This window comes from Micromonospora sp. DT227 (assembly GCF_049841835.1).
Lineage (GTDB): Bacteria > Actinomycetota > Actinomycetes > Mycobacteriales > Micromonosporaceae > Micromonospora.
This window is the reverse complement of the sequence record NZ_JBNCLA010000004.1, coordinates 626,536-641,212: the sequence shown is the minus strand read 5'-3', so window position 1 is coordinate 641,212 and position 14,677 is coordinate 626,536. Positions and strand designations below refer to the sequence as shown.

The following is a 14,677-nucleotide window of genomic DNA, read 5'->3' as shown; positions in this document are numbered from 1 at the left end:
TTTTCACCCCCCCCCCCCCCCCCGCCGCCCGGCGGCCGCGCGGGGGGGGGGGGGGGCGGCCCCCCCCCCCCCCCCCCCGGCCCGGTCACAGCTCGCGCAGCCGGGGCAGCAGTTCCTCCTGGGCCCAGTCGAGGAACATCGGCTGACGGTCGCCGCCGACCTGGACCAGCGCCACGTGGGTGAAGCCGGCGTCGACGAACTTCTTGAACGCCTCGACGTGCCGCTCGACGTCCGGGCCGCAGGAGATGCCCTCGGCCACGTCCTCCTCGCGGACGAACTGGGTGGCCGCGTCGAACGCGTCCGGGTTGGGCAGGTCCGCGTTGACCTTCCAGCCCATGCCGAACCAGCGGAACTGGTCGTGCACGATCTTGCGGCACTCGTCCTCGTCGGGGCCGTAGCAGATGGCCACCTGGCCGTAGCGGGGGCGACCCGCGCCGCCGGCCTCCTCGTACATGTCGACGAGGTGGGACAGCGGGTCGGTGGCGATCATGGCGTCCGCGTACTCGGCGGCGAGCGTGGCGGACTGCCGGCCGGACGCCGCCACCGCCATCGGCACCGGCCGTTCGGGCCGGTCCCAGACGTACGCGTCGGGCACGTCGAAGTGGTTGCCGGAGAACGTCAGCGTCTCGCCGTTGAGCAGCGGCCGGATGATCTGCAACGCCTCCTCGAACATCTCGTGCCGCTGCTGCACGTGCGGCCAACCGCCGACCACGTGTTCGTTGAGGTTCTCCCCGGCGCCGAGGCCGAGCGTGAACCGCCCGTCCGACAGCACCCCGATGGTGCTGGCCTTCTGCGCCACCACCGCCGGGTGGTAGCGGCGGATCGGGCAGGTGACGAACGACAGCAGCTCCGGCCGGGTGGTGGCGTGGGCGACCGCGCCGAGCACCGACCAGGCGTACGGCGAGTGGCCCTGCGACTCCAGCCACGGGTAGTAGTGGTCGGACATGACCAGGTGGTCGAACCCGGCGGCTTCGGCGCGCACCGCGTGGTCGACCAACTCCTTCGGACCGGCCTGCTCGCACATCAGGGTGTAGCCGACGTTGACCATGGCACCTCTCCTCCCGGGTGGATCGTCCCCGGATACCCCACCGGGCGCGCGTCAACCTTGACGCGTGGTTTGATGCTGCCTACAGTCCGCTTAACCGGTTCAGACCGGAGAGGCGCACCATCCTGTGGTGGGGATGACCGCCCCTGTGGCGGCCCGTGACGACGCGGGCCGCCACAGGACTTAACCGGTTGCCTTAAGAGGTTCATCGGCCTACGCTGATGCCGGCGTCCGGGACCGTCATCACCATCACCGCACCCCCACACGGGCACGGGGGAGATCTCCCTTCAGAGGACAGCCATGAAGAAAATGCTCTCCGCCGCGGGCGTCGCCCTGCTGACGGCGCTCACCGCCGTCTTCGCCTTCGGGCAGCCGGCGCAGGCCGCGACCGGGTTCTCCGTCTCGAATGGTCGGCTCTACGACGCCAACGGCACCGAGTTCGTGATGCGCGGCGTCAACCACGCGCACACCTGGTACCCGCAGCAGACCAGCTCGTTCGCCAACATCAAGGCCCTCGGCGCCAACACCGTCCGGGTGGTGCTGGCCAGCGGTGACCGCTGGACGAAGAACAGCGCCGCCGACGTGGCCAACGTGATCTCACTGTGCAAGGCCAACCGGCTCATCTGCGTGCTGGAGGTGCACGACACCACCGGTTACGGCGAGGACGGCGTCGCCACCACGCTGGCCAAGGCGACCGACTACTGGCTGAGCATCGCCGACGTGCTCAAGGGCCAGGAGAAGTACGTCATCGTCAACATCGGCAACGAGCCGTTCGGCAACCAGGGCTACAGCGCCTGGACCACCGACACCTCGAACGCGATCAAGCGGCTGCGCGCCGGTGGCCTCACCCACACCATCATGGTGGACGCGCCGAACTGGGGCCAGGACTGGTCGTTCACCATGCGCGACAACGCCGGCACCGTCTTCAACGCCGACCCGCAGCGCAACACCGTCTTCTCCATCCACATGTACGGCGTGTTCGACACCGCCGCCGAGATCAGCGACTACCTGGGCCGGTTCCGCACCGCCGGGCTGCCCATCGTGGTCGGTGAGTTCGGCTTCAACCACTCCGACGGCAACCCCGACGAGGACGCCATCATGTCCTACGCCCAGACCAACCGGATCGGCTACCTCGGCTGGTCCTGGAGCGGCAACGGCGGCGGCGTGGAATACCTGGACATGACCACCGGCTTCAACCCGGCCCAGCTCACCAGCTGGGGCCAGCGCATCTTCAACGGCGCCAACGGCATCGCCGCCACCTCGCGTGAGGCCTCGGTCTACGCCGGCAGCTCGCCGAGCCCGACCACCAGCCCGAGCCCCACGACGAGCCCCAGCCCCACCAGCAGCCCGACCCCGACCCCGCCGCCGACCACCACGCCCCCGCCGGCCGGTGGCTGCACCGCCACCCTCACCGTCGTCAACTCGTGGCAGGGCGGCTTCCAGGGCGACGTCAAGGTGACCGCCGGTTCCGCCGCGATCAGCGGCTGGACGGCGACGTGGACGTTCGCCAACGGCCAGACCGTCAGCCAGGCGTGGAACGCCACGGTCAGCGGCAGCGGGTCGGCGTGGACCGCCCGCAACGTCGACTACAACGGCCGGCTCGGCGCCGGCGCCAGCACCACGTTCGGCTTCATCGGCAACGGCAGCGCCGCCACCCCGGCGGTGACCTGCTCCGCGAGCTGACCGACCGCGCATCGGGTGGCCGGGTCCGCACGGACCCGGCCACCCTTCTTCGCGTACGCGGTCAGCCTCGCCGCTCAGTCGTCGCCTGCTCTCGACCCGGGCCGGACGGTGCCTACAGACCTGATGGCGTAGATGAGTCACCGTTGGCGACCCGCTCATACCCGCAACCTCGTAGGCCCACGCACCCTGAGCGCTGGGCCGGCGCACACCCACTTCCTGCATCTCGATGCGGCCGTTCCGGTCCGTTCAGAAGCCGACGCACGCTCCGGCGTGATCCTCGATGGCCTCGGCCAGCTCGGACAGCGCCGTGAGTCGGTGAACCGGCAGCGCCGAGCCGCACTCGGCGCACTCCAACCGGTCAATCCGGGTAGGCCACCGCCAAGCGTTGATGTTGACCGGCACGCGCATCGGTTCTTCCTCCGACAACACCGCTTCACCTCCGAGACAAGCCGGTGAGGCGTCCTGATCCGTGCCGGGGTCAGGACGCCTCCGATGGCCGACGGCTCGCACCGACGTCACGTCCACCACGGGCCGTGCCTTTGGCGAGAATTTAGTGCCAGAAGTGTAAGTAAGGCAAGCAGTGCCAGGCGTGTCAACGGTGCCGATCCGGGTAGGCGGCACGATGACGCCCGTGCCCATCCCGCACACGGCGAAAGAGATCGCCGATGATCTGACCCGCCGCATCGGCGCCGGAGAGTTTCCACGCGGGTCCCGCCTGCCGACGTACGACGCACTTGCCGCTGAGTACGGTTCGGCCCGGCGCACGGTCGCACGCGCCGTGGACACCCTCAAGGCGCACGGCATCGTGGTGGGCGTACCGGGGTCGGGAACGTACGTCGCCGAGTCGTAGGCACCCGATGACGATGGTCAGGAACGGCGCCGATCCCGCTCCGTGATCACGGGGCGAGGTGTGAGTGGACTGGTCGGCCTGCCGTACGATCTGGCGCGCGTCGGGCCGACCGGGCGGCGCGCGATCGTCGGGAGGGGACGCGATGAGCACGCCGGGGACCAGGGGACGACCGTCGGGACTGGTGATCGGCTCGCTGGTGGCGATCTCGTTCGGGACCGTCTTCGTCATGCTGAACAGCGGCGGCCTGCCCGCGCCCTGGCCGCTCGTGCTGCGGATCGCCGGCCTGCTGGTGGCCGCGCTGCTCCTGGTCGGTCTGTTCCGGGTGGCCCGGCAGGCCCCGCCCGGCGCGCAGGGACCGGAGGCGGCGGGGTTCATGGACCGCCGCTACTGGATCGTGGTGGCGTTGGAGGCGGTCGCGCTCTTCGGCGGCCTCGCCGTGATCAACAACGTGTTCGACCGGCCCGCCGTGTCGGTGGCCTGGGTCGCGGTGGTGGTGGGCGTGCACTTCTTCGGCCTGGCGGCCGTCTGGCGGATGCCGCGCTACCACTGGCTCGGCGCGGTGATGACCGCGCTCGGCGTGGCCGGCTTCCTCGCTCACGCCTTGGGCGCCACCGCCGCCACGGTGGCCCTGATCGCCGGCGTCGGCTGCGGCGCGGCCCTGTTCGCCACCGTCGCGCTGGCCCTCCGCGACACCACCACCCGTCTCCCGGCCACCCACTGACCTCCGCCCCCTGACGCGAACTCCTTGATCACCGGGAACAGGGCGGGGTCAACCGGACGGCGAGGTGGCCAGGCGGGCGGCTCGGGTCAGCAGGTACTCCTGTTCGGGGCGGCTGGTGGTTCTCGCGGCGGCGGCGCGGTAGTGGGTTGCGGCGGCGTCGTGGTCGCCGGCCATCTCGTGCAGGTGGGCGCGGGCCGCGTCGAGCCGGTGTGAGCCGGCCAACCGGGGATCGTCGGCCAGGCCGGCGAGCGCGTCCAGCCCGGCGGTCGGGCCGTGCACCATGGCGCTCGCCACCGCGCGGTTCAACGCCACCACCGGGCTGCCGGTGAGCCGCTCCAGCACGGCGTACAACGCGAGGATCTGCGGCCAGTCGGTGGCCGCCGCGGTCGGCGCCTCGTCGTGCAGCGCGGCGACGGCGGCCTGGAGCTGGTACGGCCCGACCGGCCCCCGGGTCATCGCGTCGGTGACCAGCGCGGTGCCCTCGGCGATGGCGGCGGCGTCCCAGCGGGACCGGTCCTGCTCGGCCAGCGGGATCAGCTCCCCGGACGGGCCGCTCCGGGCGGCGGCGCGGGCGTCGGTGAGCAGCATCAGGGCGAGCAGCCCGGCCACCTCGCTGTCGCCGGGCAGCAGCCGGTGCATCTCCCGGGCCAGCCGGATCGCCTCGTCGGAGAGGTCGACCCGCCGCAGGTCGTCGCCGAGGCTCGCGGTGTGCCCCTCGGTGAAGATCAGGTAGAGGACGTGCAGCACGGCGGCGAGCCGGGCCTGCCGATCGGCCGGCTCGGGCAGCCGGAACGGCAGGCCGGAGTCGCGGATGCGCTGCTTGGCGCGGCTGATCCGCTGCGCCATGGTGGCCTCGGGCACCAGGAACGCGCGGGCGATCTCGGCGGTGCTCAGCCCACCCACCGCCCGCAGCGTCAGCGCGATCGCCGACGGCGTGGTCAGCGACGGGTGGCCGCAGAGGAAGAGCAGCACCAGCGTGTCGTCCCGGTCGCCGGTGAACGGTTCGTCGGCGGCCGGCGCGGTCCGCCGGTCGTCGCCGGAGCGCCGGGCCGCGCGGTCCTCCCGGTCCCGTCGGGCCGTCTCGGCCCGCACCAGCTCGATCATCCGCCGGTACGCGACCTGCGTGAGCCAGCCACGCGGATGCGCCGGCAGTCCGTCGACCGGCCACTGCCGGCTGGCCGTGAGCAGCGCCTCCTGCACCGCGTCCTCGGCGGTGGCGAAGTCACCGAAGCGGCGGGCGAGCACGCCGAGGACCTGCGGCGCCAGTTCGCGCAGCAGGTCCTCGACGGTGGGCTCGGCCAGGGTCACATCTCCTGCGGCGGGCCGGACATCACCGGGTGCACCTCGATCGGCATGCGCAGCGGCCGGCCGCCGGGGCCGGGCGCGGTGGAGATGAACGCGGCGATCTCGACCGCCCGCTGCGGCGTCTCGCAGTCGACGATCCAGAAGCCGGCCAGGAACTCCTTGGTCTCCGCGAACGGCCCCTCGGTGACCACCGGCGCGCCGTCGGCGCCGGCCCGGACGATCCGGGCCTGCTGTGGGCCGCCCAGCCCCTCACCCTGCACGAACTCGCCGTCGGCCATGAGCTTCGCGTTGACCTCGCCCATGAAGTCGAGGTGCGCCCGGAACTCCTCCGGCGTCCAGGTGTCCACCGACGGGATGTCGGTCCCGGCGGCGCTGAACTGCATCAGCAGCATGTACTTCACGATTCGCTCCTCACGCCGAGCACCGATTGTCGGTGCTTCCACCCTCGGGTAGAAGCCACCACCCCGGTTCTCGACATCCGTCGGCGAAGTTTCTCAGGAGCTTTCGGTGACCTCCAGTAGCAGCGCCTGCTCCGGGTGCAGTGCGGGCAGTTGCAGACCGACCGTGCCGAGCACCGACCCGGGCAGCGTCACCCCGGCGGCGGACGCCAGCCAACCCGGCGGGGTCAGCTCCAACAGCGCCGGCTCCGGCACCCCGGCCGGCGGGCGCACCAGATAACGCCGCGTCGGGTCCAGCCCCGGCAGCCGCACCGCGCCGGGCACCTGGGCGACGGAGGTGGCGACGCGGCTGACCGCGTACACCGCCCGGGAGCGGTCGTGGGCGACCACGCCGTGGGCCTGCACGGCCGGGTCCGGGTGGTCGACCCGGACCACCCGGCCGCCGTGCAGCAGCGGGCGCAGCCGCTTGTGCAGTGCCACCCAGGCGGCCAGTTCGGCCCGGGTGGACGCGTCGATCGCGGTGATGTCCCACTCGATGCCGTGGTGGCCGAAGAGCGCGGTGACCGCCCGGAAGCCCAGGTCGTGCACGCGGTGCGTGGTGTGCGAGCGGTCCGGCCCGATGTGCGTGCCGATCAGCTCCGGCGGCAGCAGCAGCCCGGTCCAGCGCTGCACGGCCAGCCGTTCCAGCGCGTCGTTGCAGTCGCTGGCCCAGACCCGGTCGGTGTGGCGCAGGATCTCCAGGTCCACCCGGGCGCCGCCGGACGAGCAGCTCTCGATCTCCAGGCCGGGGTGCCGGGCGCGCAGCTCGTCCAGCAGGCGGTAGGCCGCCACGGTCTGCCCGTGCACGCCGGGCCGGCCGCCGTGCCCGGCCTCGGTGAGGTCACGGTTGTGGTCCCACTTGAGGTACGCGATCCCGTCGTGCCCGCCGAGCACCGCGTCGAGCCGGTCGCGCAGGTACGCGTACGCGTCCGGGTGGGCCAGGTCGAGCACCTGCTGGTGCCGCCACGCCGGCGGCAGCCGGCCGGGCGCCTGGAGCACCCAGTCGGGGTGGGCGCGGAACAGGTCGGAGTCGGGGTTGACCATCTCCGGTTCGACCCAGAGCCCGAACTGCATGCCGTGCCCGCGTACGTGGTCGATGAGGGGTTGCAGCCCATTTGGCCAGACCTGCTCGTCGACCCACCAGTCGCCGAGCCCGGCCAGGTCGTGCCGCCGGCCGCGGAACCAGCCGTCGTCGAGCACGAAGCGTTCCACGCCCACCTCGGCGGCCCGGTCGGCGAGCGCCCGCAGCCGGTCCAGGTCGTGGTCGAAGTAGACCGCCTCCCACACGTTCAGCGTCACCGGGCGCGGCGTGCGCGGATGACCCGGCCGGGCCCGCAGGTGGGTGTGCAGCACGTGGCTGAGCCCGTCCAGCCCGCCCGCCGACCGGACCGCGTACAGCAGCGGCGTGGCGTACTCCTCGCCGGGCCCGAGCACGATCTCGCCGGGCGCGAGCAGCTCCCCGCCGCCGAGCGTGGCCTCGCCGGTGGGGCGGCGCTCGGCCACCGTGACGTGGTCGCCGCTCCACGCGGTGTGCACCGCCCACACCTCGCCGTGCCCGAAGCCGAAGCCGGGCGTGCCGGCCACCAGCAGCAACGTGGCGTCGTGTCCGGTGCGGCCGTGCCGCCCCTCGCGGACCCAGGCGCCCATCGGCCACGGGTGCCGCTGCGGCTCGCGTTCCCGGCACCAGCGCCCGGTCAGGTCGAGCAGCTCGGTGGCGACCGCCGGCACCGGCAGCACGGGGGTCAGCTCGCGCAGCTCGTAGCGGCCGTCGCCGTCGTTGCGCAGCCGGTGCCGCAGCGTCAGCAACCCCGCCGGGTCCAGCGTGATCTCGATCGACAGACTCAACCCCGCCCCCGGGTCCGCCGCCCGCACGGTGACCCGCGCGGCCCCCGCCTCGGGTCCGTTGTCGCTCGGCGGGTCGATCACGTCGAGGCCGACCAGGCGAAACGCCGTGGACCAGTCCCGGCCGTCGCGGTGGCCGGCAAGCCCGGGCCGGCCACTCCAGCCCGCGCTCCCCTCGGGCAGCAGCGACAGCACGGTGGGTTCGTCGAAGCTGCTCGGTACCACCGGCGCGACGGTGGCGTCGACCAGCGCGGAGAGGTCCGCGGTCGACAGCGGCCCGAGGTCGGCACCCCAGTGCACGACCCGGGGCAGCCCCGAGCCGCGCGCGTCGAGCACCAGGCTGGTCCCCGCCCGGCGCAGATGAACGATGACCGAAGGCGTCATGACCGCTCGATTCCCGATGAGTGCCCCCGCGCTCGTCACGCAGAGCGACGCGAGCGGAGAGGGCAAGAGTCATGAGCGCTATGACTACGAGGCATAATTATTCCCCCTGGTCATATCGCTCCTTGGGCATAGTCGCCCGGAGCCCGGAGCCCGGAGCCCGGAGCCGTCATCCCTTGGAGGCTCCCAGCGTCAGGCCCCGGACGAACTGCTTCTGGAGCAGGAAGAAGATCACCAGGGTGGGGATCGCGACCAGCACCGAGCCGGCCGAGACGAGGTTGTTGTCGGTGAAGAACTGGCCGCGCAGGTTGTTCAGCGAGCTGGTCACCGGGAACTTGTCGCCGGTACGCATCAGCACCGTCGCCCAGAAGAACTCGTTGTAGATCCAGGTCACCTCCAGCGTGGCCAACGCGGCCAGGGCCGGTCGGCACAGCGGCAGGGTCACCTGCCAGTACTGCCGCCACACGCTTGCCCCGTCGACCATCGCGGCCTCGTACAGCTCGTGCGGCAGCGCCTTCATGTAGTTGCTCAGCACGAAGACACAGAAGCCGCACTGGAACGCGACGTTGACCAGGATCAGCCCCCAGTAGCTGTCGTAGAGCAGCTCCGAGTCGCTCATCCAGGCCGGCAGCGGGATCTGCGTGAACATCCGGAACAGCGGGATCAGCAGGGCCTGCTGCGGCAGCAGGTTCGCGGCGGTGAACAGGCCCAGCAACGCGATGTTGAGCTTCCAGCTGAACCGGGCGATCACGAACGCCACACAGGACGCGAGGAAGAGCGTGAGCAGCACCGCCGGCACGGTGATGTAGAGCGAGTTGAGGAAGTGCTTGCCGAACTCGGCGGTCCGCCACGCGGTGACGTAGTTGTCGATCGTCCAGCCGCCGAACGAGACGTAGCCGTGCACGGCGGTGTACTGGTAGGAGCGGAACGAGGTGAGCACCGCCCAGAACAGTGGGAACAGCCAGCCGACGGCGATCGTACCCAGGAAGAGGTGCAGCACCACCCGGGCCGGCCGCAGCGGCCGGCGGCGGCCCGGGGAGACGGCGGCGGTCATCGCTTGTCCTCCCGCATGACGGTCCAGAGGTAGACGGTGATGAAGATCAGGGAGACGGCCAGCATGATGGTGGCCAGCGCCGAGCCGAAGCCGATCCGGCTCGCCTCGCCGACCACGTTCTGGGTGACCAGCGCCGAGATCAGCTCCAACCCGTTGCGGCCCTTGTTGATGACCCAGACCAGGTCGAACGCGCGCAGCGACTCGATCACGGTGACCACCAGCACGATGATGTTGATCGGGCGCATCACCGGGAAGACGACCCGGAAGAACGTGCTGGTCTCCGAGGAGCCGTCCACGGCGGCGGCCTCCCGCAACGACGGGTCGACGCCCTTGAGGCCGGCCAGGTAGAGCAGCATGATGTAGCCGACGTGCCGCCAGCCGGCGGCGACCAGCACCGCCCAGATGTTCACGTTCGGGTCGCCGTACCAGTCGGTGTCGCCGCCGAACACGCCGTTGAGCAGGCCCTGGTCCCGGCTGTAGATGAGCTGCCAGATGAAGCCGACGAGCGCCAGCGAGAGCACCACCGGCAGGTAGAGCGCGGTCTGGTAGAACCGGCTGCCGCGCAGCTCCTTGTCGAGCAGCACGGCGAGGAACATCCCGATCGGGGTGGCCACCACGAAGAGCGCGGCCAGCCAGAGCAGGTTGTTCTGCACCGCGGGGACGAACGGCGGGTAGTTGTTCACCACGTCGTCGTAGTTCTTCAGCCCGACCCAGTCGATCTCGCCGAGCGGGCCGATGCCGTCCCAGTCCGTGCCGGAGAGCAGCACGGTCGCCGCCGCCGGCAGCCAGACCAGGGCGAGGACGAGCAGCAGGGGCACCAGCACCATCAGCGTGATCACCACGCGGTCGGTGCCGGACAGGAGCCGTAGCCGGCGACCGCGACCACCGGTGGTGGTGGTCGCGGCCGGCGGCGGCACGGCGCGATCCGCTTGGATCAGGGGCAGGTCGGACATGGTGTCCTTCCCCCTTCCGCCGTCAGCTTGTGAAGATCGACTTCTTCTGGTTCTCGACGCTGGTGAGCATCCCGCTGATGTCCTTCGGGTTCTTGATGAACTGCTGAAGGGCCGGGATGATCACGGTGGAGGCGAAGTCCGGCCGGGTGTCCCGGTCCAGGAACTGCGCGATCTCGGTGGCGGAGCCGACCAGCTCGGCGGCCTTCTTCTGGAGCGCCGTGTAGCTGGCGGTGTCCGCGCCGCTGTTCGCGACCAGCGTGCTCGGGTCGTTCTTGACCGTGATGTTCGCGGCGTCCTTCGAGCCCAGGTACGTCAGCAGCTTGGTGGCGGCGTCCTTGGACTTCGGCTTGCGGGCCATCATGTAACCGTCGATCGGCGCGTCCAGGGCCTTCGCGCCGATCGTGGAGTCGACCTCAGGGAACGTGAAGAAGTCCAGGTCCTCCAGGTCGGCGCCGCTGAACTGCTGGCCGACGAAGAGGCCGAGCAGGTACATGCCGCTCTTCTTCTGCTGCAACGACTGGGCGGCCTCCTGCCAGGTGCGGCCCAGCGCGTCCGGCTGATGCAGGGGGAGCAGCCCGGCCCAGGTGTCGAAGACCTTCTTCACCTTGTCGGAGGTCCACGACTCCTTGCCGGCCATCAGGTCGATGTGGAACTGGTAGCCGTTGATCCGCAGGTTGAGGACGTCGAACGTGCCCATCGCCGGCCAGCCGTCCTTGTCGGCGAAGGCGATCGGGGTGAGGCCGTCCTTCTTCATCTGCGCGCCGAGCGTGGTGAGCTGGTCCAGCGTGGTCGGCACCTGGTAGCCGCGCTGCTGCCAGACCGACTTGCGGTAGAAGACCGCCCACGGGTAGTACGACGCCGGCACGAAGTACTGCTTGCCGTCGTCGCCGGTGGACGCCTTCTTGAACGCGTCGGAGTAGCCGTCGAGCTTGCCCCACACGTCGCTGACGTCACCGGCCAGGCCCTTGGCCGCGAAGAACCGCATCCGGTAGCCGGCGAACCAGGTGAACACGTCGTCCGGCTTGCCCTGCAGGTAGTTGTTGATGTTCTCCTGGAACGTGTTGTGGTCGACCGTGTTGATGTTGACGGTCACCCCGGACGACGTCTTGAAGCCGTCCATCACCTTGGCGATGACGTCCTTGGGCTTCGGGTCCGACTGGTTCGAGCCGAGCGAGACGCTCTTCGCGTCGCCGCCGGAGTCGGAGTCGGAGTCGCCGCAGCCGGCGAGCGCGCCGGTGCCGAGCAACGCGCCCGCGCCCGCCGCGCCGGCCAGCAGCGAGCGCCGGCGCAGGCCGGCGACGGACGGGGGGACGAGCCGGGCGAGGTACTCGGCCTGTGAGCGGGGACGGGACATGGTGCCTCCTGCGGGGACGAGGTGGCTACGAGATCCACCGAGAATCCACACGTCCGAACAGAAATAGTCGGTGGCGGTTGAAGCTACCCGTTGGCTCGGCGCTGTCAAGAGGGCGAAAGGCCGGCGATAACCGTGCTGTGGCAGCGAAAAGACATGGTAAACGTTGTAATCGCTGTCGATGTTGGAAAGTGTTGACTTGGCTGTCGTTCGCGGGCACCCTCAGCTCTCATGCGGAACTGGCACGGCGAGGGCATCTGGTACGGCGCCGACTACAACCCGGAGCAGTGGCCCGAGGAGATGTGGCCCGAGGACGTCACGCTGATGCGCCGCGCCGGGGTCAACCTGGTCTCGGTCGGCATCTTCTCCTGGGCCCTGCTGGAGCCGGCCCCCGGCCGGTACGAGTTCGGCTGGCTCGACCGCGCGCTCGACCTGCTGCACGACGGCGGCATCCGCGTCGACCTGGCCACCGCCACGGCCAGCCCGCCGCCGTGGCTGGCCCACCGGCACCCGGAGACGCTGCCCCGCCGCGCCGACGGCGCCGTGCTGTGGCCCGGCGGCCGGCAGGCGTACTGCCCCAGCTCGCCGATCTTCCGGGACCGCTCGCTCGCCCTGGTCGAGGCGGTCGCGACGCGGTACGCCGCCCACCCGGCGGTCGTGCTCTGGCACGTCTCCAACGAGCTGGGCTGCCACAACGTGCACTGCTACTGCGACGTCAGCGCCGAGGCGTACCGCCGCTGGCTGCGCGAGCGCTACGGCGACCTGGACGCGCTCAACGCCGCCTGGGGCACCGCGTTCTGGAGTCAGCGCTACCACGACTGGGCCGAGGTGAACCCGCCGCGCGCCGCGCCGACGTTCGCCAACCCGACCCAGCAGCTCGACTTCCTGCGCTTCTCCTCCGACGAGCAGCGCGCCCAGCTCCGCGCCGAACGGGAGCTGCTGAACCGGCTCGTCCCCCAGCCGGTCACCACCAACTTCATGATCGGCACCGGCATCAAGTACCTGGACTACCACTCCTGGGCCGCCGACGTGGACGTGGTCGCCAACGACCACTACCTCACCGCCGCCGACCCGCAGCCGCAGGTGAACCTCGCGCTCGCCGCCGACCAGACGCGCGGCGTGGCCGGCGGCGCGCCCTGGCTGCTGATGGAGCACTCCACCAGCGCGGTCAACTGGCAGCCCCGCAACGTGGCCAAGACGCCCGGCCAACTACGCCGCAACAGCCTGGCGCACGTCGCGCGCGGCGCCGACGGGGTGCTCTTCTTCCAGTGGCGGGCGTCCCGGGCCGGCGCGGAGAAGTTCCACTCCGCGCTGGTGCCGCACGCCGGCCCGGAGACCAAGGTGTTCCGCGAGGTCAGCCAGCTCGGCGCCGACCTGCGCGCGCTGGCCGAGGTACGCGGCAGCCGGGTCGACGCCGACGTCGCCGTGCTGTTCGACTACGAGGCGTGGTGGGGCGCGGAACTCGACTCCCACCCCAGCGTCGACGTCACCTACCCCGACCGGGTGACCGCGCTGCACGCCGCGCTCTGGCGGGCCGGCGTCACCGCCGACGTGGTGCACCCGTCGACGGACCTGTCCGGCTACCGGCTGGTCCTGGTGCCCACGCTCTACCTGACCCGCGACGCGGACACCGACGCGCTGCGCCGCTTCGTCGACGCCGGCGGCACCGCGCTGGTCACCTACTTCAGCGGCATCGTCGACGAGCACGACCACATCCGGCTCGGCGGCTACCCGGGCGCGTTCCGGGACCTGCTCGGCGTACGCGTGGAGGAGTTCTTCCCGCTGCGCGCCGGCGAGACGGTCCGCCTCGACGACGGCGCCCACGCCGACGTGTGGACCGAGTGGCTGCACGCCGAGGGCGCCGAGGTGCTCGCCGCGTACGCCGACGGGCCCCTGCCCGGCGTGCCGGCGCTGACCCGCAACGCGGTCGGCGCGGGCGCCGCCTGGTACGTCGGCACCCGGCTCGACGACGCGGCGACCGACCGGCTGGTGGCCCGACTGCTCACCGAGGCCGGCGTGCGCCCGCCGGTGCCCGCGCCGGCCGGCGTGGAGGTGGTCCGGCGTCGCTCGGCGGAGCGGAGCTGGCTGTTCGTGGTCAACCACACCGACGACGCGGCCCGGCTGCCGGTCACCGGCGTCGAACTGCTCACCGGCGAACGGTGCGACGGCGACCTGGTGGTGCCGGCGGGGGAGGTGGCGGTGGTCCGCGAGGAGCCGGTCTGATGCTCGCCCAGCAACGGCAGAGCGCCATCCTGGAGCTGATCCGCCAGCGCGGCGGCGTCCGGGTCAGCCACCTGGTCGACCGGTTCGGCGTGTCGGACATGACCATCCGGCGGGACCTGGAGGTGCTGGCCGAGCGCGGGCTGATCGACAAGGTGCACGGCGGCGCGACGCTGGCCGGCCCCGGCTCCACCGAGGAACCGGGCTTCGCCGCCAAGTCGGTGCGGCAGCGGGCCGAGAAGCAGGCCATCGTCGAGCGGGCCGCCGGGCTGGTCGAGCCGGGCATGGCGGTGGCGCTCTCCGCCGGGACCACCACCGCCGCGTTGGCCGCCCGGCTCGCCGGGGTACGCGGACTGACCGTGGTCACCAACTCGATCCCGGTCGCCGACGCGCTCTACCAGAACCCCCGCACCGACCAGAGCGTGGTGCTCACCGGCGGTATCCGTACCCCGTCGGACGCGTTGACCGGCCCGGTCGCCGAGGCGGCCATCGCCGCGCTCAACGTGGACCTGCTCTTCCTCGGCGTGCACGGGATGAGCCGGCGTACCGGCTTCACCACCCCCAACCTGCTGGAGGCGGCGGTGAACCGGCGGCTGATCGGCGCCGCCCGCCGGCTGGTCGTGCTCGCCGACCACACCAAGTGGGAGACGATCGGCATCGCCACCATCGCGCCGCTGGACGAGGCCGACGTGCTGATCACCGACGAGGGCCTGCCCGCGGCGGCCCGCCGGGAACTCGGCGAGCAGGTGGGCGAGCTGATCGTCGTACCGGTGGCCTGACCTTTCAGGCATTTCCCAGCCATTGCGGTTAGGGTGCCCTGCACGGCCCGTGGGCT

General features: G+C 71.5%; 13 protein-coding genes. 5 read left to right on the top strand and 8 right to left on the bottom strand.

Going from position 1 to position 14,677, the window contains the following annotated elements; translation table 11 throughout:
• Window positions 1–85: 85 nt before the first annotated feature.
• Window positions 86–1,048: a TIGR03557 family F420-dependent LLM class oxidoreductase gene (locus ACLQ2W_RS17925; RefSeq protein WP_281935123.1), complete on the bottom strand. Its 963-nt coding sequence runs from the start codon at window positions 1,046–1,048 to the stop codon at window positions 86–88.
• A 297-nt stretch (window positions 1,049–1,345) separates the two neighbouring features.
• On the opposite strand from ACLQ2W_RS17925, the gene ACLQ2W_RS17920 reads away from it, so the two are divergent.
• A complete protein-coding gene (locus tag ACLQ2W_RS17920; protein WP_425787406.1) occupies window positions 1,346–2,728 on the top strand; it encodes a cellulase family glycosylhydrolase in 1,383 nt (460 codons plus the stop codon).
• Between the two features lie 246 nt (window positions 2,729–2,974).
• Here the strand turns inward: ACLQ2W_RS17920 and ACLQ2W_RS17915 are convergent, their stop codons facing one another.
• Window positions 2,975–3,136, bottom strand: coding sequence for a hypothetical protein (locus ACLQ2W_RS17915; protein WP_425787405.1), 162 nt, complete (start codon window positions 3,134–3,136; stop codon window positions 2,975–2,977).
• Between the two features lie 181 nt (window positions 3,137–3,317).
• On the opposite strand from ACLQ2W_RS17915, the gene ACLQ2W_RS17910 reads away from it, so the two are divergent.
• Window positions 3,318–3,578 carry a winged helix-turn-helix domain-containing protein gene (locus ACLQ2W_RS17910; protein ID WP_425787404.1) on the top strand — a complete coding sequence of 87 codons (261 nt, stop codon included), beginning with the start codon at window positions 3,318–3,320 and terminating at the stop codon, window positions 3,576–3,578.
• A 142-nt stretch (window positions 3,579–3,720) separates the two neighbouring features.
• Entirely contained in the window at window positions 3,721–4,299 is a 579-nt protein-coding gene (locus tag ACLQ2W_RS17905; RefSeq protein ID WP_425787403.1) for a hypothetical protein, read from the top strand.
• 48 nt (window positions 4,300–4,347) lie between these two features.
• Here the strand turns inward: ACLQ2W_RS17905 and ACLQ2W_RS17900 are convergent, their stop codons facing one another.
• The 6 genes from ACLQ2W_RS17900 to ACLQ2W_RS17875 all read right to left on the bottom strand — a co-directional run bounded on the left by ACLQ2W_RS17900 (window position 4,348) and on the right by ACLQ2W_RS17875 (window position 11,625).
• Window positions 4,348–5,601, bottom strand: coding sequence for an RNA polymerase sigma factor (locus ACLQ2W_RS17900; protein ID WP_425787446.1), 1,254 nt, complete (start codon window positions 5,599–5,601; stop codon window positions 4,348–4,350).
• 2 nt (window positions 5,602–5,603) lie between these two features.
• Complete coding sequence (locus ACLQ2W_RS17895; protein WP_425787445.1) at window positions 5,604–5,996, bottom strand: YciI family protein; 393 nt, start codon at window positions 5,994–5,996, stop codon at window positions 5,604–5,606.
• Window positions 5,997–6,098: 102 nt separating this feature from the next.
• Window positions 6,099–8,267: an alpha-galactosidase gene (locus tag ACLQ2W_RS17890; RefSeq protein ID WP_425787402.1), complete on the bottom strand. Its 2,169-nt coding sequence runs from the start codon at window positions 8,265–8,267 to the stop codon at window positions 6,099–6,101.
• 166 nt (window positions 8,268–8,433) lie between these two features.
• On the bottom strand, window positions 8,434–9,318 hold the full coding sequence (locus tag ACLQ2W_RS17885; RefSeq protein WP_107159353.1) for a carbohydrate ABC transporter permease: 885 nt from the start codon (window positions 9,316–9,318) through the stop codon (window positions 8,434–8,436).
• Window positions 9,315–10,271, bottom strand: a complete 957-nt coding sequence (locus ACLQ2W_RS17880; RefSeq protein ID WP_281935113.1) for a carbohydrate ABC transporter permease — start codon at window positions 10,269–10,271, stop codon at window positions 9,315–9,317. The genes ACLQ2W_RS17885 and ACLQ2W_RS17880 overlap by 4 nt, the downstream gene beginning before the upstream one ends.
• A 22-nt stretch (window positions 10,272–10,293) precedes the next feature.
• Window positions 10,294–11,625 carry an ABC transporter substrate-binding protein gene (locus ACLQ2W_RS17875; RefSeq protein WP_425787401.1) on the bottom strand — a complete coding sequence of 444 codons (1,332 nt, stop codon included), beginning with the start codon at window positions 11,623–11,625 and terminating at the stop codon, window positions 10,294–10,296.
• A gap of 228 nt (window positions 11,626–11,853) precedes the next feature.
• On the opposite strand from ACLQ2W_RS17875, the gene ACLQ2W_RS17870 reads away from it, so the two are divergent.
• Window positions 11,854–13,845, top strand: coding sequence for a beta-galactosidase (locus ACLQ2W_RS17870; protein ID WP_425787400.1), 1,992 nt, complete (start codon window positions 11,854–11,856; stop codon window positions 13,843–13,845).
• A complete protein-coding gene (locus ACLQ2W_RS17865) occupies window positions 13,845–14,621 on the top strand; it encodes a DeoR/GlpR family DNA-binding transcription regulator (protein WP_425787399.1) in 777 nt (258 codons plus the stop codon). The genes ACLQ2W_RS17870 and ACLQ2W_RS17865 overlap by 1 nt, the downstream gene beginning before the upstream one ends.
• Window positions 14,622–14,677 lie beyond the last annotated feature (56 nt).

Excerpts from the sequence above, each read along its gene's own strand:
- ACLQ2W_RS17925 (WP_281935123.1), bottom strand. The coding sequence starts at position 1,048 with ATGGTCAACGTCGGCTACACCCTGATGTGCGAGCAGGCCGGTCCGAAG.
- ACLQ2W_RS17920 (WP_425787406.1), top strand. The coding sequence starts at position 1,346 with ATGAAGAAAATGCTCTCCGCCGCGGGCGTCGCCCTGCTGACGGCGCTC.
- ACLQ2W_RS17915 (WP_425787405.1), bottom strand. The coding sequence starts at position 3,136 with ATGCGCGTGCCGGTCAACATCAACGCTTGGCGGTGGCCTACCCGGATT.
- ACLQ2W_RS17905 (WP_425787403.1), top strand. The coding sequence starts at position 3,721 with ATGAGCACGCCGGGGACCAGGGGACGACCGTCGGGACTGGTGATCGGC.
- ACLQ2W_RS17895 (WP_425787445.1), bottom strand. The coding sequence starts at position 5,996 with ATGCTGCTGATGCAGTTCAGCGCCGCCGGGACCGACATCCCGTCGGTG.
- ACLQ2W_RS17890 (WP_425787402.1), bottom strand. The coding sequence starts at position 8,267 with ATGACGCCTTCGGTCATCGTTCATCTGCGCCGGGCGGGGACCAGCCTG.
- ACLQ2W_RS17885 (WP_107159353.1), bottom strand. The coding sequence starts at position 9,318 with ATGACCGCCGCCGTCTCCCCGGGCCGCCGCCGGCCGCTGCGGCCGGCC.
- ACLQ2W_RS17880 (WP_281935113.1), bottom strand. The coding sequence starts at position 10,271 with ATGTCCGACCTGCCCCTGATCCAAGCGGATCGCGCCGTGCCGCCGCCG.
- ACLQ2W_RS17875 (WP_425787401.1), bottom strand. The coding sequence starts at position 11,625 with ATGTCCCGTCCCCGCTCACAGGCCGAGTACCTCGCCCGGCTCGTCCCC.
- ACLQ2W_RS17870 (WP_425787400.1), top strand. The coding sequence starts at position 11,854 with ATGCGGAACTGGCACGGCGAGGGCATCTGGTACGGCGCCGACTACAAC.
- ACLQ2W_RS17865 (WP_425787399.1), top strand. The coding sequence starts at position 13,845 with ATGCTCGCCCAGCAACGGCAGAGCGCCATCCTGGAGCTGATCCGCCAG.